The organism is Nonomuraea soli, assembly GCF_013761175.1.
Lineage (GTDB): Bacteria > Actinomycetota > Actinomycetes > Streptosporangiales > Streptosporangiaceae > Nonomuraea > Nonomuraea soli.
The window spans coordinates 279,461-303,583 of the sequence record NZ_JACDUR010000008.1 but is presented as its reverse complement, the minus strand read 5'-3'; the positions used below and the strand labels follow the sequence as shown (position 1 = coordinate 303,583).

General features: G+C 73.1%; 22 protein-coding genes. 14 read left to right on the top strand and 8 right to left on the bottom strand.

The features are described 5' to 3' along the window. Nucleotides 1-37: 37 nt before the first annotated feature. Both HNR30_RS37555 and HNR30_RS37550 read right to left on the bottom strand, forming a co-directional pair. Entirely contained in the window at nt 38-3,238 is a 3,201-nt protein-coding gene (locus HNR30_RS37555; protein ID WP_181614889.1) for a hypothetical protein, read from the bottom strand. Between the two features lie 64 nt (nt 3,239-3,302). Then, nucleotides 3,303-3,650, bottom strand: coding sequence for a VOC family protein (locus HNR30_RS37550; protein ID WP_181614888.1), 348 nt, complete (start codon nt 3,648-3,650; stop codon nt 3,303-3,305). Between the two features lie 88 nt (nt 3,651-3,738). Between HNR30_RS37550 and HNR30_RS37545 the strand changes: the two genes are divergently transcribed. From HNR30_RS37545 to HNR30_RS37520, 6 genes are all read left to right on the top strand, one after another. Further along, a complete protein-coding gene (locus HNR30_RS37545) occupies nt 3,739-4,947 on the top strand; it encodes a helix-turn-helix domain-containing protein (protein WP_312894929.1) in 1,209 nt (402 codons plus the stop codon). A gap of 19 nt (nt 4,948-4,966) precedes the next feature. Beyond that, a complete protein-coding gene (locus tag HNR30_RS37540) occupies nt 4,967-5,398 on the top strand; it encodes a type II toxin-antitoxin system PemK/MazF family toxin (RefSeq protein WP_312894928.1) in 432 nt (143 codons plus the stop codon). Nucleotides 5,399-5,867: 469 nt separating this feature from the next. Then, entirely contained in the window at nt 5,868-7,916 is a 2,049-nt protein-coding gene (locus HNR30_RS37535; protein WP_181614887.1) for a tetratricopeptide repeat protein, read from the top strand. Further along, on the top strand, nt 7,913-8,389 hold the full coding sequence (locus HNR30_RS37530; RefSeq protein WP_181614886.1) for a hypothetical protein: 477 nt from the start codon (nt 7,913-7,915) through the stop codon (nt 8,387-8,389). The genes HNR30_RS37535 and HNR30_RS37530 overlap by 4 nt, the downstream gene beginning before the upstream one ends. Before the next feature lie 107 nt (nt 8,390-8,496). Next, entirely contained in the window at nt 8,497-9,729 is a 1,233-nt protein-coding gene (locus tag HNR30_RS37525; RefSeq protein ID WP_181614885.1) for an NAD(P)/FAD-dependent oxidoreductase, read from the top strand. A 184-nt stretch (nt 9,730-9,913) separates the two neighbouring features. Next, entirely contained in the window at nt 9,914-10,483 is a 570-nt protein-coding gene (locus HNR30_RS37520) for a DUF3152 domain-containing protein (protein ID WP_312894927.1), read from the top strand. On the opposite strand, the gene HNR30_RS37515 is transcribed toward HNR30_RS37520, so the two are convergent. Both HNR30_RS37515 and HNR30_RS37510 read right to left on the bottom strand, forming a co-directional pair. Further along, on the bottom strand, nt 10,480-11,919 hold the full coding sequence (locus HNR30_RS37515) for an aldehyde dehydrogenase family protein (RefSeq protein ID WP_181614883.1): 1,440 nt from the start codon (nt 11,917-11,919) through the stop codon (nt 10,480-10,482). The genes HNR30_RS37520 and HNR30_RS37515 overlap by 4 nt on opposite strands. Further along, complete coding sequence (locus tag HNR30_RS37510; protein WP_220134442.1) at nt 11,916-13,820, bottom strand: GMC family oxidoreductase N-terminal domain-containing protein; 1,905 nt, start codon at nt 13,818-13,820, stop codon at nt 11,916-11,918. Before HNR30_RS37510 ends, HNR30_RS37515 begins: the two co-directional genes overlap by 4 nt. A gap of 131 nt (nt 13,821-13,951) precedes the next feature. Between HNR30_RS37510 and HNR30_RS37505 the strand changes: the two genes are divergently transcribed. Then, the gene (locus HNR30_RS37505) at nt 13,952-14,971 is read left to right on the top strand and encodes an AraC family transcriptional regulator (RefSeq protein WP_181614882.1); all 1,020 of its coding nucleotides are present in this window, start codon (nt 13,952-13,954) and stop codon (nt 14,969-14,971) included. Between the two features lie 33 nt (nt 14,972-15,004). Continuing rightward, a complete protein-coding gene (locus tag HNR30_RS37500) occupies nt 15,005-16,108 on the top strand; it encodes an MBL fold metallo-hydrolase (RefSeq protein ID WP_181614881.1) in 1,104 nt (367 codons plus the stop codon). 37 nt (nt 16,109-16,145) lie between these two features. Here the strand turns inward: HNR30_RS37500 and HNR30_RS37495 are convergent, their stop codons facing one another. Then, nucleotides 16,146-16,916, bottom strand: coding sequence for an SDR family NAD(P)-dependent oxidoreductase (locus HNR30_RS37495; protein ID WP_181614880.1), 771 nt, complete (start codon nt 16,914-16,916; stop codon nt 16,146-16,148). Between the two features lie 9 nt (nt 16,917-16,925). Continuing rightward, on the bottom strand, nt 16,926-18,551 hold the full coding sequence (locus tag HNR30_RS37490) for an FAD-dependent oxidoreductase (protein ID WP_181614879.1): 1,626 nt from the start codon (nt 18,549-18,551) through the stop codon (nt 16,926-16,928). Nucleotides 18,552-18,607: 56 nt separating this feature from the next. Between HNR30_RS37490 and HNR30_RS37485 the strand changes: the two genes are divergently transcribed. Together HNR30_RS37485 and HNR30_RS37480 are read left to right on the top strand one after the other, a co-directional pair. After that, nucleotides 18,608-19,171, top strand: coding sequence for a TetR/AcrR family transcriptional regulator (locus tag HNR30_RS37485; protein ID WP_181614878.1), 564 nt, complete (start codon nt 18,608-18,610; stop codon nt 19,169-19,171). A 17-nt stretch (nt 19,172-19,188) separates the two neighbouring features. After that, the gene (locus HNR30_RS37480; RefSeq protein ID WP_181614877.1) at nt 19,189-19,947 is read left to right on the top strand and encodes a GntR family transcriptional regulator; all 759 of its coding nucleotides are present in this window, start codon (nt 19,189-19,191) and stop codon (nt 19,945-19,947) included. Here HNR30_RS37480 and HNR30_RS37475 read toward each other — a convergent pair. Beyond that, nucleotides 19,917-20,636: an SIS domain-containing protein gene (locus HNR30_RS37475; protein WP_181614876.1), complete on the bottom strand. Its 720-nt coding sequence runs from the start codon at nt 20,634-20,636 to the stop codon at nt 19,917-19,919. The genes HNR30_RS37480 and HNR30_RS37475 overlap by 31 nt on opposite strands. Nucleotides 20,637-20,737: 101 nt before the next feature. Between HNR30_RS37475 and HNR30_RS37470 the strand changes: the two genes are divergently transcribed. From HNR30_RS37470 to HNR30_RS37460, 3 genes are read left to right on the top strand one after another with little or no spacing between them, the layout of a single operon-like run. Continuing rightward, nucleotides 20,738-21,499: an ABC transporter ATP-binding protein gene (locus tag HNR30_RS37470; protein WP_181614875.1), complete on the top strand. Its 762-nt coding sequence runs from the start codon at nt 20,738-20,740 to the stop codon at nt 21,497-21,499. 11 nt (nt 21,500-21,510) lie between these two features. Beyond that, complete coding sequence (locus HNR30_RS37465; RefSeq protein ID WP_181614874.1) at nt 21,511-22,272, top strand: ABC transporter permease; 762 nt, start codon at nt 21,511-21,513, stop codon at nt 22,270-22,272. Between the two features lie 16 nt (nt 22,273-22,288). After that, complete coding sequence (locus HNR30_RS37460; RefSeq protein WP_181614873.1) at nt 22,289-23,053, top strand: MerR family transcriptional regulator; 765 nt, start codon at nt 22,289-22,291, stop codon at nt 23,051-23,053. A gap of 188 nt (nt 23,054-23,241) precedes the next feature. On the opposite strand, the gene HNR30_RS47035 is transcribed toward HNR30_RS37460, so the two are convergent. Further along, nucleotides 23,242-23,484 carry an SDR family oxidoreductase gene (locus tag HNR30_RS47035; protein WP_220134441.1) on the bottom strand — a complete coding sequence of 81 codons (243 nt, stop codon included), beginning with the start codon at nt 23,482-23,484 and terminating at the stop codon, nt 23,242-23,244. A 216-nt stretch (nt 23,485-23,700) separates the two neighbouring features. Between HNR30_RS47035 and HNR30_RS37450 the strand changes: the two genes are divergently transcribed. Further along, complete coding sequence (locus HNR30_RS37450) at nt 23,701-23,892, top strand: hypothetical protein (protein ID WP_181614872.1); 192 nt, start codon at nt 23,701-23,703, stop codon at nt 23,890-23,892. Nucleotides 23,893-24,123: the final 231 nt, after the last annotated feature.

Sequence of the window (24,123 nt, the reverse complement as noted above, 5' to 3'; positions counted from 1 at the left end):
ACGGCTCCGGCGGGACGTTCGCCGGCTTCTCGCGCCGCTAGACCTCGGCGGCGGTGAAGATCTGGCGGGCCCGGTAGACCACCTCGGGATCGGGGTGCGCGCGCAGGGTCCTGAGCAGGTCGCGCCACGGCCGCGGCCACGACACGCGAGGGCCGCAGCTCTCGACCAGGGCGCAGGCCAGCAACGCCGTCGTCGCCGGCCCCTCGGCGAGCCGCCTGGCGTGCGGGAGCACCAGGGAGGGGCTGACGCGTCCGGCGGAACCGGCCAGGGCGCCGCCCACCTCCAGCGCGGCCAGCACCCCGCTGGGGCGGATGGCGTCGAGGTCGGGCGCCTCCCAGCGCACCGAGGCGGCCAGCAGCTCGGCTCCCAGGTCGGCGGGGAGCGCGGGCGCGATCAGCCCGGCGATCGGCCACGGCCGGTTGTGGATCAGCTGGATCGACACCGTGACGAGCGAGCGCAGGCGCCGCAGGGCCGGCAGGTCGCGCCCCGGCTCCGCGTCGGGCTGGTCATGCGCCCCGGCCAGGGCCTCGATCGTCTCGACCAGCTCGCGCCCGCCGACTCCCCCGGCGGCCAGCCCGGCCAGGGCCAGCAGGGCGGACTCCGGGAGCCGCGAGCGTTCCAGGTCGCGGGCGAGGGTCCCCAGGATCTCCAGCGCTCGCGGGGCGAACGGGGCGAACCTCGACAGGGCGGTCAGCACCTCGGCCTTCTCCGGCTGCTCGCGCACGGCCGCGGCCAGCAGGTCGGCGTACCGCTCGCGGGCGGCAGGGGGCAGGTCGAGGGGGCGGCGCTCGCCCAGGACGTCGGCCAGGCCCTCCTCGGTGGCGCGGCGCAGCACCTGCCAGCCTTCGTCGCGGTCGAGCAGGTACTGCGCGGCGGAGGAGGCCATCGCCCTGCGCACGTCGATGTGCTGGGAGTCGTCCCAGGTCACCACGCCGGGCACGGAGAAGCGGGCGGCCAGCCGTACGGCCTCCTTGCGGGCGGTCACCTTGCCCCCGGCGAGCACCGCGGCCAGCGGGGCGGCCAGGTCGGCCGGTGGCACGAACCGCGCGGCGCGGGCGGCGGCGGAGGCGGCCACGTGGGCGTCGACGCCGGCGATGCGTTCCAGGAGGAGCGTCAGCGCGTCCTGCGGGCTCGAGGTCCAGGGCAGGGCGGTGAGGGCGGCGCGGCGCAGCAGGTCGTGGCCGGAGTCGAGGAAGGGCCGCAGCGCCTCGACCTCGCCCAGCCGCCTGATCGCGGCGGCCCGCTCGGTGTCGGGGACGGCGCGCCGGGTGGCGAAGCCGACGAGCAGCTCGGCGTACCTGGCGCGCTGGCGGGCCGTCCAGCGCGCCAGCGCCACGTCGCTCGCGACGGGCAGCACGCGCACCTTGGCGAAGCGTCCCGTGGGCGCCTGCGCGCCGAGGACCACGCCGAGCAGGTCGGTGCGGCGATGGGCCAGGACGGCGAAGACCTCGGGCAGGACGGCCGCCGAGGGATCGCGCGCGATCAATGCCTCGGCGCGCGGCTCGCGGGTGTGCGGCGGTTCCAGCCACGCCCTGACGGCCGCCCTGGCGACGCCGTCGTGGCGGGAACGGGTGGCCTGCTCCAGCGCCTCCTGCAGCGGCGCCAGCCCGTGGCCGCGCCTGCCGAGGCCTCTGGCCAGGCTCAGCGCCAGCTCGTGCTCGTCGCGGGCGGCCTGGGAGCGCAGCCACGGGGTCAGGCGCCCGACCAGTCCGGCCTCCTGGCCGCGCCGCAGCAGCGGGCGCAGATCGCCGATCGTCAGCCTGCCCGCGTGCTCGGTCAGCAGCTCGGTGGCATGGAGGGCGAACTCCACCAGCTCACCGTGGCCGCCCGCCGCCCCCTGGGCGAAGATCCTGTCGCCCAGGCGCGTCAGGCTGTACCTGGTGCCATACGACAGGTCCCGGGCGCCGAGGGCGTCGCGCGTCAGGCGCTCCAGCGCCGGCAGGTGCTCGGGGCCGAACAGGCTCGGCGGCACCCTCGTCAGCTCGTCGAGCGCCGCCTGGCGCACCGGATCCTGCTCGTTGCGCAGGCGGTCCATTGACGACAGCAGCCGGGCGAGGACTGCCGGGTCGCGCTGACGCCCCGCCGCGGCGATCAGGCTTCGGTATCCGAGTGCCCGTTCCTCCGCGTCGGGACGGCGGGTCCAGGGGCGCACGACCGTCTCGGCCTCGGCGTACGGCAGGAACGCCGCCACGGCGACCCGGCTCTGCGGACGGTCGGCCACCGCGCGCGTGCCCGCCATCCTGCGCGCCTCGGCACTCCTGCGTTCGTACGGCAGGACGTCCATGATCTCGTCGATCAGGTGCGCCTCGGACAGGTCGCGGCCGGTCATGGCCACGTCGAACAGGTGCGCGCGGCGGCTCGGCGCGATCCCGGCCAGCAGCCGCGCCAGAACGTGGGGGTCGTCGGCGAGAGCCCGCGCCACCGGGGCCAGCCGGTCATCGGCGAGCACGGCCAGGCGCCTGACCACCCCCCGGTCGCGCACCGTACGCGTCAGGAACGCCTTCCTGTCCGGGTGCGTCAGGAAGGCGATCACCCGGTCCGGTTCCGCGGTCACGAGCGGCCGGGGATCGCGCGGCCAGGCCTCAGGCACCCAGTACGCCTCGATCAGCTCCAGAGTCGCGGACGGACGCGACCTCGCCGCCACCTGCACGGCCGCGCCGTGACGCTCCCACCACTCCCGGAGCAGGCTGCCCGGCAGGACGCGCAGCGTGCGGGCGGCGTGATCGAGGAACACGTCGGGATGCGCCCTGGCCACCGCGCCCCAGTTACGAACCGCGTGGGCCAGCTCGTCCACGAGCCGCCCGGCCCGGTCCCCGTCGCAGGCCGGGAGCAGCACGGCGGCCTCGCCGTCGCCCCACCGGGGTCTGACCACATCGATCAGGGCGCCTGCGGCCTCGCTGTCGCGGCGGCCGCGCACCACGCGGTAGACCGTCTCCCGCGCGGCGGCCGAACCCGTCGCCACCACCTCGAACAGCGCGTCCATCCTGCCCAGGGCCGCGGCGGCGCGCATCGCCCTGGCGGCGATGCGCGGATCCGGATCCCTGACGGCCGCCACGACCACGTCCGTGCCGCCCGTCCCCGTCCTGGCACGGTGGACGGCCAGGGTCAGGGCGATGCCCCGCTCGTACGGCCCGCCGCCCGCCAGCTCGCCGAGCGGCAGCGGCTCCCCGGACCTGGCCAGCTCGGACAGACGACGGCAGCGGTCGGGGTGCGACAGGGACTCCAGCTCGTCGATCACCCCTCCATCTAAGCGGAGAGTGTGAGCCCCTCATCCAGGGCAGAACGCGGACTCCGTCTCCCGCTCAGGAATTCTGCGCGACGCAGAACAGATGCCCCTCCGGATCGCGCAGCACCACCCAGCCGTCGCCGCCCGGCTGATGCTCCGGCCTACTGGCGCCCAGGCTCACCAGCTCGTCGACGGCCGCCTGCACGTCGTCGACCGCCAGGTCCAGGTGGGCGTGCTTGCCCCCGCCCGGCCACGCCGGCGGCTCGTAGCCGTCGACCCGCTGGAAGCTGAGGCTCATCCGGCCGGTGTTGAGCGAAGAGAAGTCCGGGTCGCTGCTGACCTCTCCGCCGAGCACCTTCTGGTAGAAGGTCACGAGCCGGTCGGGAGCCGCACAGTCGATGACCAACGCTGAGATCGTGTTCATGCCCCCAGCCTCGCCCCGGCGGGCGCGCCCGGTCTTGAACATCCTTGCGGCCGCGAAACTGTCGGTGGGCGGGCGTAGGTTCCCTGCTGTGCGCTCCGCCGTACCCCTGGCCTCCGGGCCGGGCTTCCGCCTCCACGCGGTGACGTGTGTCGACGACCACCGCGGCTGGTCCACGCCCGCGCAATCCTCGGGCGACCACCAGCTCGTCCTCGTCCGCCGCGGCCGCTTCCGCCGCCTCACCGGCACCCGCCCCGCCGACCTCGACACGACGATGGGCTACCTCAGCCTGCCCGGCGAGGAGGAACGCTTCGCGCACCCATGCGGGGGCGACGTGTGCACGTCCCTGGCGATGTCACCCGAGCTGTGGCGGCGCCTGGCCGGGGAGGGGCCCACGCTGCCGACCTTCTACGTCGACGGGCACCTGGAGCTGGCCCACCGGCGGCTGCTGCGGGCGGCGGGTTCTGGGGACGTGTCCTACGGGCTGGTGGAGGCGTTGCTGGGGCTCCTGGAGCACACCCTCGAACAGACGGCCACCGGGCCGACGCCGGGGAGTTCGGGCGGCTCTGGGGGATCAGGCACCCGGCCGCCGAGGTCATCGGCGCCAGCCAGGTCATCCACGCGGCCCGGATCGCCGCCCGCATCGCCGCCCGCCTCATCCACTGCGTCCGGGTCACCGGTCACATCGCCAGGGCCATCCGCGCCACCCACCTCGTCCACGCCTCCAGCATCACCCGCATCGACACGGTCGCCATCGGGATCGACAGCATCGACCGCGACGACGCATGCGGCGACGACGACCGCGACGACCGCGACCGCGACGACGGCGACCGCGACGACGGCGACCGCGACGACGGCGACCGCGACGGCGACCGCGACGGCGACCGCGACGGCGACGGCGACGGCGACGGCGACGGCGACGGCGACGGCGACGGCGAGCCTGGTCGACCGAGCCCGCGAAGCCCTAATCGAAGGCCACCCCGCCGCCGAAGGCCTCCTCCCCCTCGCCGATCACCTCCACGTCTCCCCCTTCCGCCTCAGCCGCGCCTTCACCCACACGCTCGGCGTCTCCCTCACCCACTACCGCAACCGCGTGCGCGTGAGTCGCGCCCTCGATCGCCTGGAGCAGGGCGAACCCAGCCTCGCCCTGCTCGCCGCCGACCTCGGCTTCGCCGACCAGGCCCACCTCACCCGCACCGTCCGCCACCACCTCGGCCACACCCCCACCGCCCTGCGCCGCCTCCTGACCCCCGCACCCTCACCTCCCCACCACCCCCTCCCGCTGGAGATCGACGGCTGATCACCCTTAGGCTCCCTCCGTGGGCTTCTACGAAGACGATCCCCGGCCGCAGCGGGGCGCGGTCCGTGAGATCTACTCCATCGACCGCGCCGCCTCGCTGGCCTACACGCCCGACCTCGACGGCATGGCCGACCCGGGAGAGGTCGTCTGGGCCTGGGTGCCCTACGAGGAGGACCCGGCGCGCGGCAAGGACCGCCCGCTCCTCATCGTCGGCCGCGCCGGGCGCAGGCTGCTGGGCATGATGCTGTCCAGCAAGGGCGACGACGGACCCGACTGGCTGGAGCTGGGCTCCTGGGGCAACGACGGCCGCGTCTCCTACCTGCGACTAGACAGAGTGTTCGTGCTCGACGAGGACGACATCAGGCGCGAGGGCGCGGTCCTGCACCCCGAGCGCTTCGCCCGTGTCGCGGCCCGACTCAAGCGCACCCACGGCTGGGCCGCCGACGGCTAGCCGACGCCCCCTTCGCTTGTGATGACGGGCGAGCGGCGCGCATGAAGATCGCTGACGCCCTCAGCCCAGCAGCCCGCGAGGCAAGCCGTCGCCGTAGGAATCAGCGGCCCCGCGATGGCGGCGCGGCGGCGTGTGGCTTCGGCAGCCCGTGACGCAGGCCCGACGGCGTGAGACTTCGGCGTGAGACTTCGGCCTGAGACTTCGGCCTGAGACTTCGGCCTGAGACTTCGGGGTGAGAGTTCGGCAACCGACAACGCGTGCCCCGGCGTCACCCACCAGCGGGCGCCGTGCCGTACCACTAGGGCTGCGGCGGTCCGGGGGATGCCTCGGGACCACTTGGGACGCGGGGGCACATGGGACGCGTGGGACACGTGGGATGCCGAAGCGAGGTGGGATGCCGAAGAGAAGGGCGGCCCGAGGCGGATCCCGCGATACTGGCGTCAGCGGGTCCGACACCAAGGGGTGGTGCATGATCTTTCGCAGGAAGCCGAAGCCACAGAACCTCGCCGCCATCGGGCCCGCCAGCGTCGTGGCGGCCAAGGCCACCGACGTGAGCACCAGCGTCCACTACGACCTCTCCCCCGGTTCCGTCCGGGCGGCCGGTGACGTCCGCGGTCCGGAACGACTGGTGCGGCTGCCGTTCCATCTGCGGACCTTCGTCGGCCGCACCGCAGAACTCGCCCTGCTCGACCAGGCGCTCGCCGGACCGGGAAGTGCGGTCATCTACGCCGCGCACGGCCTCGACGGCATCGGCAAGAGTGCCTTGGCCGCCCACTGGGCCGACCGGCGGCGCACCGACCCCGGCATCATGTGGTGGATCACCGCCGACTCGCCCGCGTCGTTGGCCACGGGCCTCGCCGATCTGGCCGTCGCCCTGCAGCCCGCCCTGGCGGAGTGGCCCGAGGAGAGCGCCGCGTCCTGGGCGACCAGCTGGCTGTCCAGCCACGACGAGTGGCTCCTGATCCTCGACAACGTCGCCGACCAGGCCGACGTCCGTGCCCTCCTGGCGACCGCCCGCAACGGCCGTTTCCTCATCACCACGCAGCGCACCGGAGGTTGGCGGCAGATCGCCGTCCCCGTCAGGCTCGACGTCCTCCGGCCGGACGAGGCGGTGGAGTTACTCCGGCGGGTCTCCGACGTCACCGACCTGGCCGGCGCGGCCGATCTGTGCGCCGACCTGGACTACCTGCCGCTCGCCATCGAACAGGTCGGCGCGTACCTGCTGCAGACCGGTCTGAGCCCCGCGGAGTCCCTGCGGCTCCTCGACACCTCCGAGCCGCTCGACAGCGACGCCGAACACGCCGTCACCCGCCTGTGGCACATCACCCTCGACCGGCTCAGCCCGGAGGCCGCCCGCCTGCTGCGGGTCCTCGCGTGGTGGAGCCCCGACGACATCCCCCGGTCGCTCCTCACCCCGCTCCTTCCCGAACCCGTGCTCGGTGCCGCGCTCGACACGCTCGCCGACTACCGCCTGATCTCTCTCGCGGACGGCACCATCTCGGTGCACAGGCGGGTGCAGGCGCTCGCCCGCACGCCGGGTCCCCGCCGCAGCCCCGAGGAGATCGCCCAAGCCCGCGACCAGGCGCTCCACCTCCTGCGGGAGGCGACGGAGCCGCTCATGGGCGAACCTCAGGCCTTCCGCCTGCTCAACCCGTTCGTCCCGCACGCCGAGGCGCTCTTGGAGCACTTCCCGCCCGAGGACGACACCTCGGACATGGTGCTCCTGCTCGGTATCGTCGGCTCCCAGTTCCTCGTCTGGAACCAGCACGAGAAGGCGATCGTCGTCTTCGAGCGCGCCCTGGACGCCGGTCACACCTGGGTGGACCAGGAGTCGCGCGAGGTCCTGTTCCAGCTGGAGAACAACCTGGCCGTCGCCCACGGCTGCCTGGGTGACCATGAGTCCGCGCTCGCGTTCCTGAGGGAGCGCATGGCCCGCTACGCCGCCGAATTCGGCGCCGACGCTCCGCTCGCCATCGAGGCGCGGGTGAACCTGGCCGACGCCCTTCATGCGGCCCGGCGGTCCGATGAGGCCGCCGCCCTGTTCGAACGGATCATCGCCGAAGCCGCGCCGGTTCTCGGACCCGGCCACCACCTGCTCCAGCGGATCACGGAAAAGCTCGCCGAGCTTCGTCCGCGGACGACAGGATCGTCCGCGATCCCGCTGCTCGAAGACGCCTACACCACATGCTTGCGCGACCACGGCGCCGACGACCCCAGAACCAGCACCGCCCGCGCCCGGCTCATCGACGCCTACATGGGAGCACGCGACTTCACGCCCGCGATCCCGCTCCTGGAAGAGGAGCACGCCCACAAGGCCGGCCGCTTCGGCCTCGACCACGACAGCGCCATCACCGTGCGCTCCCAGCTCGTCCTGGCCTGCGTCTCCACCGGCGACACCGACCGCCTGCGGCCGCTGGGCGCCCGGATCGACCTCGACCTGGATCTCACTCTCGGCCCCGACCACCCGTCCGCACGCTCGCTCCGCGAATCCCTGCCGTTCCTGCGGGACGAGGCATGACCCCCGCGCTGGCCCGCGCCGCGAAAGCGGGCGCCGCCCTGGCCGTCGCGGCGGCGGTGAACGTGGCCACCTCGCTGATCACCGACGACCGCGCCGCAGGGTGGTGGGCGGCCGGCGGCACGCTGGCCCTCGCCCTGACCGGGTTCGGCCTCCAGTGGTGGCTCACCCCGCGACAGGGTGAGCAGGGTGAGCAGGGACACCGGGTGACGGCCTCCGGCGACGGATCGATCGCGGCGGCGGGGAACATCACGGGGGTCAGCACACGGGTCGAGAGCACGACGTCGCCGCGGGCTTCGCAGGCCGTCGACCCCGCACCACGCACCGACGCGCGGGGAACCAACGCACCGACCACCGGCGCACCCGGCACCGGCGCGTCGGGAACCAGCGGGCCAACCGTCAGCGCGCCGGGACGCGGCGCCATCGCGGCGGGTGGGGACATCGAGCAGGCGCGCACGGAGGTTCGGGACTCCTGAGCGAGCGGCCCCGGTGATCGTGTCGCGCCGCACGAGCCTCTGAGGTCTGCCTCGCTCCAGGTGGTCGCAGCGTCACCCGCGATCGGACAAGTGCGATCATGTCGGGCATGCGTGTTGTAGTGATCGGGAGCGGGATCGTCGGGGCGAGCGCCGCGTTCCATCTGGCTGGGCGCGGCGTCGAGGTGACGGTCGTCGATGGCGGGCACACCGGGCAGGCGACGGCCGCGGGGGCGGGCATCGTGTGCCCGTGGGTCGACCACGAGGACGATGCGGGCTGGTACGCGCTGGCTCGGGCTGGGGCGGCGTATTACGGCGAGCTGGCCGGGTTGCTGGGCCGGGGGTATGCGCGTGCAGGGGCGCTGGTGGTGGGCGACGACCTTGCCATCGACGGCTCCACGACCGGCGCCGCTGAGCTGTCCGGCGGCGCTGGACGGGGTGGCAGCGAGGGGTTGCGTCGGGTTCGCGAGCTGCTCGAACGGCGACGCGCCGGAGCGCCCGAGATGGGCGAGATCGTCGACGTCGAGCGGCCCGGCCTCGGCGGGCGTGGCGTCCCGGTGCTCGCTCCCGGCCTGGCCGCGCTGTACGTGCCCGGCGCCGCGCGGGTGGACGGCCGCGTGGTCCGCGACGCCCTGCTCGCCGAGGCCGTACGGCTCGGCGCCACGGTGATGCCCGGCGAGGCGACCCTGCGGCCCGATGGCGAGGTTGTCGTCAGTCACCACCCACGCCCGATGGAGGTGGGTCTGGGAGGCAGCGGGACCGACAGCGACGGCGACCGGGGAGGCGAGGACGACGGCGTCGGCGGTGGGCGCGGTGACGGTGGTCGGGTGATTCCGTGTGACGGCGTCGTGGTTGCCGCCGGGGCGTGGAGTGGTGAGGTGTGCCGGCCCCTGGGCGTGCGGCTCGAGGTGTGGCCCAGGCGTGGCCAGATCCTCCACCTGCAGCTCCAAGGCCACGACACCGCCCAGTGGCCGATGGTTCTCCCGCAGGCCGGGCCGTACATGGTGGGGTTCGAGGGTGGCCGGCTCGTCGTCGGGGCGACCGTTGAGAGGGTCGGCTTCGATCCGCGTGTCACCGCCGCCGGGCTGGCCGAGGTGCTGGGTGGGGCACTGCGGGTGGCGCCCGGGCTGGCCGGGGCGACGGTGGTGGAGGCGCGGGTGGGGTTGCGGCCGGTGTACGGCGACGGGCGGCGGCCGCTCATCGCGGCGGTCGGCGACAGGGTGGTCGTGGCAACCGGGCTCAGCGCGTATGGGCTGACGGCGGGGCCGTACGCCGGGTTGATGGCCGCGGCGATCGTTGTCGGGGAGCGTCCGCCGATCGATCCGGAGCCGTATATGATCTAGCCGCTCCCCCGGCACGATCATGAGGGGAAGCGTCATGCGCGCACCGGGGGTTTTGGTGGCGATTGTCCTGGTCGCGGGATGTGGGGTTCCAACGGCAGCTCCCAAGCAGGCGACCAAGCAGGCCCCCAAGCAGGCGACCACCCAAGTGCCCCGTCAGGTCGGCGATGAGCCCGTGGTGCCTCGGGTGGACAGGCCCGCCGCCGACACGCCGCGCAAGCCCGCCAGGGTGCGCGTGCCGTACGAGGCCTCGGGGCGGTACGTCACCGTGCGCGGCGAGGACGCGCCGCGGGCGGGGCGCGGGCCGGTGATCCGCTACCGGGTGGAGGTCGAGCGCGGCCTGCCGTACCGCGGCCAGGAGTTCGCCGCCCAGGTGCACAGGACGCTGAACGATCCGCGCGGCTGGGGCCGCTTCCGCCGCGTCGACAGCGGCCCCGTCCGGCTGAGCGTGGCGTTGTCGAGCCCGGCCACGACCAACCGCCAGTGCCTGCCGTTGAACACCGGCGGCGACCTGTCGTGCTGGAACGGCTCCCGTTCGGTGATCAACGCGGTCCGGTGGGCCAAGGGGGTGCCGCAGTATGCGGACCTGGGCGCCTACCGGCAGTACGTGATCAGCCACGAGGTGGGCCACGGCCTGGGCCACGGTCACCGTTCGTGCCCTCGCAGGGGCGCGAAGGCGCCGGTGATGGCGCAGCAGAGCAAGTCGCTCGGCGGCTGCCGGCCCAACCCGTGGCCCTACCCGAGGAGCGCGGCCTAGAGCTGGATCGCCTTGACCTCCAGGTACTCCTCGAATCCGAAGCTGCCCAGTTCGCGGCCGACGCCCGACTGGCGGTAGCCGCCGAAGGGGGCGACCGGGTTGAACGCGCCGCCGTTGACCTCGACCTGTCCTGCCCTGATGCGGCGGGCGACGCGCAGGGCACGCTCGGGGTCGCCGCCGAAGACTCCTGCCGCCAGGCCGTACACCGTGTCGTTGGCGACGGCGACGGCGGCGTCGTCCTGCTCCTGCTCGGTGCCGCTGTCGTCGTAGGACTGCACGACGAGGACGGGTCCGAAGACCTCCTCCTGCGCGACGGCCATGTCGCGCGTGACGCCGCCGAGGACGGTCGGCTGGACGTAGAAGCCGCTCTCGTGGGGAGGTTCGACGCCTCCGGCGAGGAGCCTGGCGCCCTCGTCGAGTGCGCGGCTGATGTGGGCGCGCACGCGGTCGCGCTGGAGGGCGGAGACGAGCGGGCCGAGCTGGTGGGCGGGGTCGAACGGGTCGCCGACGGTGGCGAAGGCGGCGAATCCGCCGGCGAGTTCCTCGACCTCGGCGGCGCGGGAGGCGGGCACGACCAGACGGGTCAGCGCCGAGCAGGTCTGGCCGGAGTTGATGAAGCAGCCGGTGAGCGAGCGCAGGACGGCGTTGCCCATGTCGGCGTCGGGCAGCACCACCAGGGGCGATTTGCCGCCCAGTTCCAGCGCGACCTTCTTGACGGTCCGCGCCGCCACGGCGGCGACGCGGCGTCCGGCGGCGGTGGAGCCGGTGAAGGTGATCATGTCGACGCCGGGGTGGGCGGCGAGGGCTTCGCCGACGACGGGTCCGGTGCCGCAGACGAGGTTGACGACGCCCGCGGGCACTGCGGCGGCGTCGAGGATCTCCATGAGGACGAAGGCGTTGAGCGGGGCGACCTCGCTCGGCTTGAGCACGACGGTGCATCCGGCGGCCAGCGCGGGGGCGATCTTGGCGGCGATCTGGTGGAGCGGGTAGTTCCACGGGGTGATCGCGGCGACGACGCCGACGGGCTCGCGGGTGATGATCGAGTTGCCCTGCCTGCTGTCGGGCTCCCAGCCGTCGAGGAGCTCGGCCATGGAGGAGAAGGAGACGTTGGGCAGCCCGGTCTGCACGAGGTTGGCGAGCATGAACGGGGTGCCCACCTCGCGGCTGATGAGCGTGGCCAGTTCGGTCTGCCGCTCGTGCATGCCGTCGGCGACGGCCTGGAGGATCGCGGCGCGTTCCTTGGTGGGGGTGGCGCTCCAGGCGGGGAAGGCCCGGCGGGCGGCGTCGACGGCCAGGTCCACCTCGGCCGCCGTGCCCTCGGGGACGGTCGCGATGACTTCCTCGGTGTGGGAGTCGGTGACCTCGATGGCTCCGGAGCCTTGCACCCAGCGGCCGTCGATCCAGTGGGAGTCCCAGCTCTTGACGGGTGTTCTCACGCGAGGATCCTCTCAGCGGTGCGGTGGGCCAGGGCCATGCAGGACAGCATCGGGTTGCTGCCGGAGGCGCTGGGGAAGGCGCTGGTGTCGCCGATCCACACGCCGGGGGTGTCGTGCAGCTGGCCGTCCTGGTCGGCCGCGGAGGTGGCGGGGTCGGCGCCCATGCGGGCGGTGCCCATCTGGTGGGCCGAGCCGATCTTGATGCCGTTCGCGTCAATCGGGACGGCGCGGTGGGCCTCGATCCAGGCCTCCAGGTTCTGGCCACGCCGCCAGGGCCGCAGTTGCGGGGCGGCGCTCCTGATCTCGACGGCTCCCGCGGCCTCGTGCAGGCGGGCCAGGGTGCCCAGCGCGTGGTGGAAGTTCGCCACGTCGCGCGGGTCGGACAGCAGGTAGTGGTGGCGGGCCTCGCCGGCCGCGTCGAGGTCGACGTGTCCGCCGCCGTGCTCGCGCAGGATGAACAGGAAGTCGGCGGTCCTGTTCAGGGCGGCCATGGCCCGCTTGTGCTCGCGCCCGGTACGGCACTGCGCGGTGAACTGGTGGGCGAAGATGCCCGGGTAGTACTGCGAGCCCTCGACCAGGTAGCCGTGCCCGTCGCCGAGGTCGGCGAACTGGTCGACGACGGCGGCCTGCGGCGGCCCCCACCAGGGGTCGAGCTCGTCGGCGTAGACGCCGAACATGGGTGAGGACGGGTGCAGCCGCAGGTGGCGCCCGACGGCGGGTCCGCCGATGCCGCTGCGCAGCAGCACGGCGGGCGTCTCCAGCGCTCCGGCCGCCAGCACGACGACGGGGGCGCGCACGGTGACGGTCGCGCCGCGCACGTCGGCCTCGACGCCTGCGGCGCGTCCCTGGCTGACCAGGACACGCCGTACGGTGGCGCCGGTGACGATCCGCGCTCCCGCGTCGGCCGCGTCGCGCAGGAACGTGACGACGGTCGACTGCTTGGAGCCGCCCTGGTCGCCGAACTGCGTGTACCCGGCGATCTTCGGGTCGTAGCGGCCGGGGTCGACGTTGCGCGTGGTGCCGTGGAAGGAGTAGCCGAGCGCGGCGGCTCCCGCCGTCATGCGCTGGTGCGGCCCGTTGAGGTCGGAGCAGCCGGCGTTGGCCAGCACGCGGGCGCTGACCTCGGTGACCTGCCTGTCCCATTCGGCCGGGTCGAGACCCCATTCGGCGACGACGTGGTCGCGCGGCCTGATCCAGTTCTGCCAGTTGATCGTGGTGCCGCCGCCGAGGGTGCGCCCGGCCAGGAGCGCGGCGTTGCCGTCGAAGGTCCCGGCGACGCCGCCCCGGTAGAACATGTTCTCGCTCGCCCAGCGTTCCTGCTGGGCGAAGTGCCCCTCGTGGAAGTACTCCCCCGCCTCCAGCACCACCACGCGGCGGCCCGCACGGGCCAGCACGCCCGCGACGACGCCGCCGCCCGCGCCCGAGCCGACGACCACCACGTCGGCCTCGAGGTCTCCGTCCGGCTCGGTGATCGGCAGCACCTCGTGGACGGGACCGGACGGCGCGGCCTGGGGTCCGGGGAAGCCGGCGCCCGCCCAGAAGGGATTGCGCCCGTCGTCGCCCGTCATCGAGTAGGCGTACAGCGCCGCGCCCGAGCGCAGCGTCGCCACGCCCTGCGCCGCCTCGGGCGACAGGCGCGCGACCGTGGCCAGCAGCGACTCCCGTACGGCGGGCGAGCCGTGCACGAAGCCCACCATGCGCAGCGCGTCGAGCAGCTGGGCCACTCCGGCCTGCTGCTCGGGCTCGGCCTGGGCCAGGATCTCCTCGATGGCCGGGGCGACGGGCAGCGCGCTGCCCGGGGTGGCCCAGAACCCTGAGGGGTCGTCGGGGTGCTCCAGCGCCGGCACGACCGTGTCGACCAGAGCTCGCAGCACCTCGCGCTGCGCGTCAGTCAGGCTCATGGCCAGACAGTAGGAGTGTGACCGGTGGGTAACCCAGGCGTTACACGGCCAGGGATTTGATACTTTCGGCCAATATCCACCCAAGGCCGACATCCACTCAAGGGCCGGCATCCACCCAGGAGGCGCCCCGCATGCCCGACGACCGCCGCGCGACCACGAGCCTGCTCATCATGGCGCGGCTCGGCGAGGAGTACGGCGTGCCGCGCGAGCGGCTGCTGGCGACCGCGGGGCTCGACGAGCAGAGCGCGCGCAGGCCGGGCGCGGAGATCACCGGGGAGCAGGAGCTGCAGGCGCTGCGCGCGCTGGCGGCCGCCGTACCCGGGGAGACCCAGCTGGGCCTGGCCGCCGGGCTGCGCTACCACCTGGGCACGCACGGCGTGTGGGGCTGGGCGATCGCGACCAGCCCGACGTTGCGCCGGGCCATCACGTTCGGCCCCGACCATCTCGGGCTCACCTTCGGCTTCTGCGCGGTCTCCGTCGAGCCGGGCAGGGCCGCGCTCGTGTTCGACGCCTCTCTCCTGCCGGAGGACGTGCGGGAGCTGGTGTTGTGGCGTGACATGGTGGCGACGGCGGCCTTCGGATGGGAACTGCTGGTCAGCTCCTCGCCGGTCGAGCGCATCGAGCTGGCGCTGCCGCGCGGGCCGTACGCCGAGCACGTCTCGGAGGTCCTGGGCGTGCCGGTGTCGTGGGAGGCCGAGGCCAACCGCATCGTCTACCACGAGCACCTGGCCGACCTGCCGCTGCCGCAGGCCGACGCGGCCATGCACGCCATCGCGGCGCAGCGCTGCATGGAGCTCAGCGCCCGCCGCCACCGCCGTCCCGGCGGCCGGGCCGACGTGCGCGAGCTGCTGCTGAAGGATCCGGCGGACATGCCGACGATCGTGCGGGCCGCCGCCGCGCTGCACACCTCGGCCCGGTCGCTGCGCCGCCGCCTGGAGGAGGAGGGCACCAGCTACCGCGCCCTGGTGACCGAGGTTCGGCGCGGCCTGGCCGAGCAGTACCTGGGTTGCGGCATGACGGTCGAGGCCACCGCCAGGCGGCTGGGGTACAGCGAAACCGCAGCCTTCACCCATGCCTTCACCAAATGGTCCGGGTCGCCGCCCAGTCAGTGGGCCCGATCCGGGAACATGCCGGAGTATCCGGGCAGTTGACTCAGAGAGTGAACTGATGGTGCAGGGGGCGGAATGCGGAAATCACTGATCGTGGCGGGTGCGGCGCTGGCGGGAGCCGCGTGGGCGGCGCGGAAGGTACCGGCCGAGCTGGGGGTGCGGCCCCTGGGGTCGGGGCCGGAGCGCGAGGCGCGGATCAAGGCCTCGCCGCAGTTCAAGGACGGCGTCTTCTACAACCCGATGCCCGAGCCGACCCAGGTCGGCGCCCCTTCCCCCGGCCTGCTGCGCGAGCTGGCCAGGGACCGCGAGGCGCGCAGGCCCAAGGGCATGATCCCGCTGCTGGTGCCGCCGGTGCGCGAGCCGGACCCCGACGGCCTCTCGGTCGTCTGGTACGGCCACGCGTCGTCACTGGTGGAGATCGAGGGCAAGCGGGTGCTGTTCGACCCGGTGTGGAGCCGCAGGGTCTCCCCGTCGCAGTTGTTCGGCCCCAAGCGGCATCATCCGCTGCCGGTGGAGCTGGCGCGGCTGCCTCAGGTCGACGCGATCGTGATCTCCCACGACCACTACGACCACCTCGACATGGTGACCGTCCAGTCGCTGACCCGCACCCAGAAGGCGCCGTTCCTGGTGCCGCTGGGCATCGGCGCCCACCTGGAGCGCTGGGGCGTGCCCGCCTACCGGATCATCGAGCTCGACTGGGACGAGGAGGCCCAGGTGGCGGGGCTGCGCTTCGTCGCGACCGCCGCGCGCCACTTCTCGGGGCGTTCCCTCACCCGCAACGACACGCTCTGGGGTTCGTGGGTCGTCGCCGGGCGCGCGCACAAGGTCTTCTACGCGGGTGACTCGGGCTACTTCGAGGGTTACAAGGGCATCGGGTCCGCGCACGGCCCGTTCGACCTGACGCTGATGCCGATCGGCGCCTACTCCCCGGCCTGGCCCGACATCCACATGAACCCGGAGGAGGCGGTCAACGCCCACCTCGACCTGGGCGGCAAGCTGATGCTGCCGGTGCACTGGGCGACCTTCACGCTCGCCCTGCACCCGTGGGCGGAGCCGGTCAGGAGGTTGTGGAGCGAGGCGAAGGCGCGGGAGGTGTCGATCGTGGTGCCGCGGCCGGGCGAGCTGGTCGAGGCCGGCTCTGCGCCCGAGGTCGACGGCTGGTGGGAGACCCTCGGCTGAACGTGAGAGTGCGGGGCCGGGCGGCCCCGCACTCCATCTAGTTGTGTGAGCCGCCGTCCACGCGCAGCTCCACACCCGTGAGGTAGGCGGCGTCCGAGGAGGCGGCGTAGGCGATGGTCCCCGCCACGTCCTCGGGCCGGCCGAACCTGTAGGGCCCGAACTCCTGGCCGACCTGCGGCATGATCCGGCCGTACCAGGCCTGGTCGGTGCCGTCGGGGAAGGACACGGCCTGGGTCAGCGGGGTCGCCACCCCGCCGGGCGAGACCGCCACCGCCCGCACGCCCTGCGCGCCGTACTCCGCGGCGAGGCTGAGGGTGAACGACAACACCGCGCCCTTGCTGGCCGCGTAGGCCGTCATCCACGGGTGGGCGTGGGTGGCCGACGTCGACGCGGTGTTGATCACGACGCCCCTGCGTTCCACGAGGTGCGCCATGGCCTCGCGCACGAACAGGAACGTGCCGATCATGTTCACGTCGAGCAGCTTGCGGAAGTCGGCGACGGTGAGCGACGGCAGCGGCGTGACCCGGTGGATGCCGGCCACATTGACCAGCACGTCGAGCCCGCCGAAGGCGGTGACGGCGGCCTGCACGGCCGCAGAGACGGCGGCCTCGTCGGTGACGTCGACGACCCGCGTCATGATCGTGCCGCCTCCGGCCTCGACCTCCTTGACGGTCTCGGCCAGGCCTTCGGCGTTGACGTCGACGGCGAACACGCTCGCCCCCTCGGACGCCAGCCGCACGGCGGTGGCCCGTCCGATGCCGGTGGCGGCGCCGGTGAGCAGGACGGACTTGTCAGCGAAACGCTTCACGATGATCTCCTACAGGTCCATGGCGGCGATGTAGCCGAAGGTCATGGCGGGTCCGATGGTGGCTCCTGCGCCGGGGTAGGTCTCCCCCATCACCGAGGCGGAGGCGTTGCCCGCGGCGTAGAGCCCGTCGATGGACGAGCCGTCCTCGCGCAGCACCCGGGCGCGGGCGTCGATGACCAGCCCGCCCTTGGTACCGATGTCGCCCGGCACGAGCGGGATGGCGTAGAACGGCGGCTTGTCCAGCGGCGCGAGGTTCGGGTTGGGCAGGGTGGGGTCGCCGTAGTAGTTGTCGTAGGCGCTGTCGCCCCGGCCGAAGTCGGTGTCCCTGCCGCGCAGCGCGAGGCTGTTGTAGCGGTCGAAGGTCTTGCGCAGGGCTGCGGCCGGCAGGCCGATCTGGTCGGCCAGGTCCTCGGCGCTGCCGCCCTTCTTCACGAAGCCGCTCTTCAGCCAGGCCTTCTTGAACGGCTGGCCGGGGAAGTGGTTGAGCACCAGGTAGCGGCTCTTGGTCCGGCTGTCGATGATCATCCAGGAGGGCACGGCGCCCGCGGCGTACATGCGGTCGACGAACTCGGCGTACGGCAGGGCCTCGTTGAGGTAACGCTCGCCCTGGCCGTTGACGATCATCAGGCCGGGCACGGCCCGGTCGGTGACCAGGAAGACCGGCCGTTCGCCGGGCGGCACCGCCGAGGGCATGCCCCACACGCGGTCCATCAGGTCGAGGGCGGCGCCCTGAGCGAGAGCCACGTCGATGACGTCGCCGCTCTGGCCTTCCGCGGCCGAGGTCCAGGAGGCGTCGGTGGGGGCGGGCAGGAACCGTTCGCGCATCTCCTGGCTGCGCGAGAACCCTCCCGAGGCCAGGACCACGCCGCGGCGGGCGCGGATCGTGACCGGCCTGCCCTCGCGCTCGGCGACGACCCCGGCGATCCTGCCCTCCTCGACGAGCAGGTCCTTGAGCGGCGTCGACACCCACACGTCGCCGCCCGCCTCGGCCAGCGACAGGCGCAGGCGGGCGACCAGCGACTCGCCCAGGGAGGCGGGCCTGGCCCCGGTCAGGAGCGACTTCACCGCCCTGAGGCCGATCTTGACGGCGGTGCCCTTGCCGGCCCAGGTGCGCATCATCATGTTGACCTTGTTGAACTCGGTCGAGGTCATGACCATGCCGTAGGTGGGCAGCTCCGAGCGGCGCATCTGCCCGAGCAGCGGGCCGAGCTTGCGCAGGTCGAAGACGGGCGGCTCGATGGAGCGCCCGGCGCCGAAGCCTCCCGGGCGCTCGGGGTAGTAGTCGGAGTAGCCCTTGGCGTACTGGAAGCGCACGTGGCGGGTCTTGTCGCGCAGGAAGCGGAGCATCTCCGGCCCGCGGTCGAGGTAGGCGGCCTTCAGCTCGGACGGCACCCGGTCGCCGACGGTCGCCTCCAGGTACTGCTCGGCCTTGGTGCGCGACTCGCCGAGCCCCTGGTGGTCCAGGTAGTGGTTGCCCGGCACCCACAGGGCGCCGCCGGAGATCGCGGTGGACCCGCCGTACCTGCCGGTCTTCTCGATCACGAGCGCGGTCAGCCCGCGCAGCCGGGCCGTCAGCGCGGCGGTGAGCCCGGCGGCTCCCGATCCCACCACCACGACGTCGTAGATGTGCTCCATGGCGTTCCTCCGGTGAAGCGAGACATCTCTGTCTCACTATGAGTACTATACGTCTCATGGCGCAGAGATATTCCGAGCTCACCCGGGAAGCGATCTTGCGCGGAGCCGCCGCCACCCTGCGCCTGGATCCCGCGGCCGGCATGGCCGAGATCGCCACGGCCGCCGGGATCGGCCGGGCCACGCTCTACCGCTACTTCGCCACCCGCGAAGAACTGCTGTCCGAGCTGGCGCGCTTCTCCGCCTCCGAGTCGCTGCGGGTGCTGGACGAGGCGGGCGCCGATTCCCCGCACCTGCCGCTGCCCGAGACCCTCGCCCGCGCCGTACGAGCCCTGCTCACCACCGGCCGCGCCTACTGGGCCCTCAGCCCGCGCCACGCCTCGCTGTGGCCGGAGGAGGAGCAGGTGGGGCAGTGGATCCAGGAGTTCGTCGCCCGGGCGCAGGAGGCGGGCTCACTGCGCACCGACCTGCCCGCCGACCAGCTCGGCGCCCTGCTCGGCACCCTCATCGCCGGATCGCTCACCTACGAGCCGCTGGTGTCGCTCGGCGTCGAGGACGCCGCGTCGGCGATCGTCACCCTGTTCCTGACCGGAGCCGCCACCTCCTCGGAGGAGGCGGGCTAGCCCGGTATTTTGGGCCCATGCCGCGGTTCAAGCACGAGGTCGACGCGTCGGCCACCGTCCCCGACGAGCTCATCGGCGACCGGCCCAAGGGCGACCAGCTCCGCGAGATCCTCGAAGCGCTCGTCGCCGCCCTGGGCCCCGGCACGCTGCTGCCCTCCGAGCGGGTGCTGGCCGAGCGGTACGGCGTGGCGCGCATGACCGTGCGGCAGGAGATCCACCGCCTGGTCGCCGACGGGCTGGTCGTCCAGAGACGCGGCCTGGGCACGTTCGTGGCCGAGCCGCGGCAGGTCGAGGCCGACCTGCTGACCTCCTTCAGCGAGGACATGCGGGCACGCGGCATGCGGCCGGGAGCGCGGGTGCTGGAGTGCTCGACGGAGAGCGCCTCGCCGCTGCTCGCCGCGAGGTTGGGGGTCGCGGCGGGCTCGCCGGTGCTGCGGCTGGTGCGGCTGCGCACCGCCGACGATCTGCCGATGGCGGTGGAGCGCACGACGTTGCCGATGGAGCGCTACCCGGGCATCGACGCCCTCGACTGGACCGACCGCTCCCTCTACGAGGAACTGGGCGCACGCTGGGGGATGCGGCCGAGCAGCACGCAGGTGCGGATCTCGGCGGTGCTGCCCTCCCCCGAGGAGGCCGGGCTGCTCGGGGTGCGCGGCGCGCAGCCGTGCTTCCAGATCGAGGGGCCGACCAGGGACGCCGCCGGGGTGATCATGGAGTCGAGCCGGTCGTTGTACCGGGGCGACCGCTACGACGTCACGGCCGACGTCTGGCGCTGAGCAGCCGGCTCATCCTCCCGCGGGTCGAGGTTGAAGCTGCGCAGGAGCCCGGGGTCGAGCCCGCGCGCGTCCAGCAGCGCGGCGACGTGGCACACGATCGCCTGGACGATCAGCGCGCCGATGGCCGTGGAGGTGGCGCCCGCGCTCCGTCCGCCGATCGGCACGAGCGCGTCGCCCGGAACGCCCCCGTTGTCGATGACCACGTCGGCGACCTCGCACAGGCGCCGCCCCGACGGCGCCCTCGACGGCACCGAGGCCGTGTGGGCCATCGAGGTGATGGCGACGACCGTGCCGCCGCGCGCCCGCCACTCCTCGGCGAACTCGACGGGTACGGCGTTGCGCCCGGAGTTCGAGGCGATGACGACGACGTCGCCCTCGCGCATGTCGCGCGTCTCGATGAGGACGCGCGCCAGGCCGGGCAGCCGCTCCAGAGCGGAGCTCTTCTCCGGGCCCTCGTGCAGCATGAGGGCGGGTTCGAGCACGGCGTGCACGTCGGCCAGCCCGCCCGCCCTGGCGTACAGCTCCTCGGCCAGCAGATGGGAGTGGCCGGTCCCGAAGGCCCACAGCCGGTGCCCGCCCGCCAGCGCGCCGGCGATCAGGGCGCCGGCCGCCTCGATGGCCTCCAGCTGGGTGGAGATCGTCCGGTCGATGATCCGGGCGGCTGCGTCAAGGTAGGCGGTCGCGGTCATGAAGGCACCATACTGGACTAGTCCAGTACCGGGCTAGTCCAGTATGCCGGGCGACACCGGGGCTTGACCCTGACGCAGCGTCAACCCCTCATGCTGGCGCCATGAGCAATCCCCCAACACCCACGGCGATCCACGTGCGCGGCCTGGAGAAGTCGTTCAAGGAGCTGCACGTGCTGCGCGGCGTCGACCTCGAGGTGGCGCGCGGCAGCATCTTCGCCCTGCTCGGCTCGAACGGCGCGGGCAAGACCACCCTGGTGAGGATCCTGTCGACGCTCCTCAAGGCCGACGCGGGCACCGCCAAAGTCAACGGCTTCGACGTCGCGGCCCAGGCCGCCGGCGTGCGTGGCTCCATCAGCCTGACCGGCCAGTTCGCGGCCGTCGACGGCATCCTGAGCGGGCGCGAGAACCTCGTCCTGGTGGCCAGGTTGTGGCATCTCAAGAACCCGGGCGCCGTGGCCGACGACCTGCTGCGGCGCTTCTCCCTGACCGAGGCGGCATCCCGCAGGGCGGCGACGTACTCCGGCGGTATGCGCCGCCGCCTCGACATCGCGATGAGCCTCGTCGCCGATCCGCCCGTCGTCTTCCTCGACGAGCCGACCGCCGGGCTCGACCCGCAGGCGCGCATCGAGGTGTGGCAGGCCGTACGAACCCTCGCCCAGGGCGGCACGACCGTGCTGCTCACCACGCAGTACCTGGAGGAGGCCGAACAGCTCGCCGACCGGATCGCGATCCTCCACCAGGGACGCGTCATCGTCGACGGCACCCTGGAGGAGCTCAGGCGACTGCTGCCGCCCGCGAAGGTCGAGTACGTCGAGAAGCAGCCCTCACTCGAGGACGTCTTCCTCGCCGTCGTCGGAAACTGAGGAGATCGATCATGGCCACGCACGTCCTGAGCGACACCGCCGTCCTCACCGGACGCACCCTGCGCCACGTCACGCGCAGCCTCGACACGATCATCACGACCGCGATCACGCCGATCGCCATGATGCTGATGTTCGTCTACGTCTTCGGCGGCGCGGTCGACACCGGGCCCGTCCCCTACGTGAACTACATGCTTCCCGGCATCCTGCTCATCACCATCGCCTCCGGCATCGCCTACACGGCCATGCGCCTGATGACGGACATGCAGGGCGGCATCTTCGAGCGGTTCCAGTCCATGCCGATCGCCCGCTCGTCGGTCCTGTGGGCGCATGTGCTGACCTCGGTGGCGGCCAACGTGATCTCGCTCGTGCTCGTCGTCGGCGTCGCCTTCCTCATCGGCTTCCGCCCGGACGCCGGGGTGACGGGGTGGCTGGGGGCCGCGGGCCTCCTGGTCCTGTTCACGCTGGCGCTGACCTGGATCGCGGTCATCCCCGGCCTCACCGCCAAGACCGTCGACGGCGCGAGCGCATTCTCCTACCCGCTCATCTTCCTGCCGGTGATCAGCTCGGCCTTCGTCCCCACCGCCACGATGCCGGGGCCGGTGCGCGCCTTCGCGGAGAACCAGCCGGTGACCTCCGTCATCGACACCCTCCGCAACCTGCTCACCGGGCAGCCGGCCGGGCCAGGGCTGTGGACGGCCCTGGCCTGGTGCGCGGGCATCCTCGCCGTCGCCTACGTCCTGGCCACGGTGGTGTACCGCCGCAAGGTGGCGTAGGAGGCATGATCGGAGCATGCTGACGATCGGTCAACTGGCCGCCTACACCGGCGTCACCGTCCGCGCCGTGCGCCACTACCACCAGATCGGGCTCCTGCCCGAGCCCGAGCGGGACGCCGCGGGCTACCGGCAGTACGGCGCGACGGCCGTCATCGCCCTCATCAAGATCCGCAGCCTGGCCGAAGCGGGGGTGCCGCTGTCGCAGATCGGGCACATGCTCGGGGCCGACGCGGCGAGCTTCGCGCAGGCCGTACAAAAGATCGACGACCGGCTGCGCGACGAGATCGAACGGCTGGAGGCCAGCCGCAAGCAGATCGCGCAGCTCGCAGCCGGGGACAGCCTGGCACTGCCGCCCGAGGTGGTCGCCTTCCTCGACCGGCTGCGGGAGATCGGGGCCTCGGAGCGCATGGTCGAGGCCGAGCGTGACGGGTGGATCCTGATCGCGGCCCGCTGGCGCGACCAGCTGGGCGAGATCATGCCGGCCAAGCACGCCCAGCTCGACGACCCGCTCATGGTGCGGCTCTACCAGGTGGGGTCGGCTTTGCTGGAGGACGGCACGGTGGACGATCCGCGCCTGGTGGAACTGGCCGACATCCTCGCCGCGCTGGCCGAGCGGGCGCCCCCTTCCAGCGAGGAGTGGGGCGACGACGTGGCGCACGATCTGATCGACTCGCTGCTCGTGGAGGCGGATCCGCGGTCGCGGCGGCTGCTGGAGCTGCTGCGCGAGCGCGGCTGGGGCGGCTGGTCCCGCCCCGAGCGGCTACCGCGGCCCCCCGGTTAGCCCAGGCGGCCGCCGCGGCCCCGGCCAACCCGGGCCGCGTCGGCACCCGGACCACGTCGGCGCAAAGCCCCACACGCCGCTGGGGGCGATCTGCGCCACCCAGTCCGCGAAGTCGCGAGGCCGACGCTTCAACGCCCGCTCGACGCCGTCGGCCAGCGAGCTGTTGCGCCCGTCGAAGAACTCCGAGATCAGCGTGGCTCGGCGAACGCGCGCGGGCCGCCCTCGGCGTCGACGAACGGGTCGGCGTTGTCACCGGCGGGCAGCGCCAGCACCCCCTGGCGCAGCGGCTCCAGGAACACGCCCTCGTCGAAGTTCTGGTTGAACGAGGCGGGGGCGACGACGGTCCACTCCACCGGCAGGCTCGTCACCGCCTCCTCGCACCGCGTCGCCTCGTCCTGGTTCCGGGCCGACAGCAGCACCAGGCGGCGCACCCCGGCCTCGACCGCGAGCCCCGCCGGGCCACTCGACCTCGGGGTAGTACATCAGATAGGCCGACCTGACCCCGGCGAAGGCGCCGGCCCAGGTCGAGGAATCCTCCCAGTCGAACGGCGGCTCGCCCGCGCGGAAGCCGACCCGCACGTTCACGCCTCGCTCGACCAGCCGCCTGGCCACCCGGCGCCCGATCCTGCCGGTGCCGCCGAGGACCAATGTCATGTGCTCGTCCGTGGTCGTGCCTGGTGTGCGTCACGCTCAACGGGGTCGACCTGCGCGAGCGCATGTCGCTCGGCGAGCGCACGTGGGGCAGCGTTCAAGCGCGTGTACGGCATCAGCCCGCAGGAGCACCGCGCCGCCGCGCCGGCGAGCCGAGCCCCGCCGCCCTCCGCACGGAACGGGCATAGCCCCTTGAGTTGTGCATACTGCGTATGCATACTGAGTACTCATGCCGGATCGTCCGCACGATCACAGGGGCCGGCCGGACGGAAGTGGAGCGGTCGTCCACTCCGACCGGCCGCGGGACGAACCGGTCATCAAGCCGGCCACGGCCGTCGCCGCCAGGCACGACGCATCACCCAGCGGCAGAGCGCGGCGCGAGCGGTTCGTGCTCCGGGGCCGTTCTCATGGAGGAACGA

Bases quoted from the DNA above. Each gene is read 5' to 3' on its own strand.
- HNR30_RS37525 (WP_181614885.1), top strand. From the start codon at position 8,497: ATGCGTGTTGTAGTGATCGGGAGCGGGATCGTCGGGGCGAGCGCCGCG.
- HNR30_RS37470 (WP_181614875.1), top strand. From the start codon at position 20,738: ATGAGCAATCCCCCAACACCCACGGCGATCCACGTGCGCGGCCTGGAG.
- HNR30_RS37530 (WP_181614886.1), top strand. From the start codon at position 7,913: ATGACCCCCGCGCTGGCCCGCGCCGCGAAAGCGGGCGCCGCCCTGGCC.
- HNR30_RS37535 (WP_181614887.1), top strand. From the start codon at position 5,868: ATGATCTTTCGCAGGAAGCCGAAGCCACAGAACCTCGCCGCCATCGGG.
- HNR30_RS37485 (WP_181614878.1), top strand. From the start codon at position 18,608: ATGGCGCAGAGATATTCCGAGCTCACCCGGGAAGCGATCTTGCGCGGA.
- HNR30_RS37490 (WP_181614879.1), bottom strand. From the start codon at position 18,551: ATGGAGCACATCTACGACGTCGTGGTGGTGGGATCGGGAGCCGCCGGG.
- HNR30_RS37510 (WP_220134442.1), bottom strand. From the start codon at position 13,820: ATGAGCCTGACTGACGCGCAGCGCGAGGTGCTGCGAGCTCTGGTCGAC.
- HNR30_RS37465 (WP_181614874.1), top strand. From the start codon at position 21,511: ATGGCCACGCACGTCCTGAGCGACACCGCCGTCCTCACCGGACGCACC.
- HNR30_RS37480 (WP_181614877.1), top strand. From the start codon at position 19,189: ATGCCGCGGTTCAAGCACGAGGTCGACGCGTCGGCCACCGTCCCCGAC.
- HNR30_RS37460 (WP_181614873.1), top strand. From the start codon at position 22,289: ATGCTGACGATCGGTCAACTGGCCGCCTACACCGGCGTCACCGTCCGC.
- HNR30_RS37500 (WP_181614881.1), top strand. From the start codon at position 15,005: ATGCGGAAATCACTGATCGTGGCGGGTGCGGCGCTGGCGGGAGCCGCG.
- HNR30_RS37550 (WP_181614888.1), bottom strand. From the start codon at position 3,650: ATGAACACGATCTCAGCGTTGGTCATCGACTGTGCGGCTCCCGACCGG.
- HNR30_RS37475 (WP_181614876.1), bottom strand. From the start codon at position 20,636: ATGACCGCGACCGCCTACCTTGACGCAGCCGCCCGGATCATCGACCGG.
- HNR30_RS37505 (WP_181614882.1), top strand. From the start codon at position 13,952: ATGCCCGACGACCGCCGCGCGACCACGAGCCTGCTCATCATGGCGCGG.
- HNR30_RS37450 (WP_181614872.1), top strand. From the start codon at position 23,701: ATGTCATGTGCTCGTCCGTGGTCGTGCCTGGTGTGCGTCACGCTCAAC.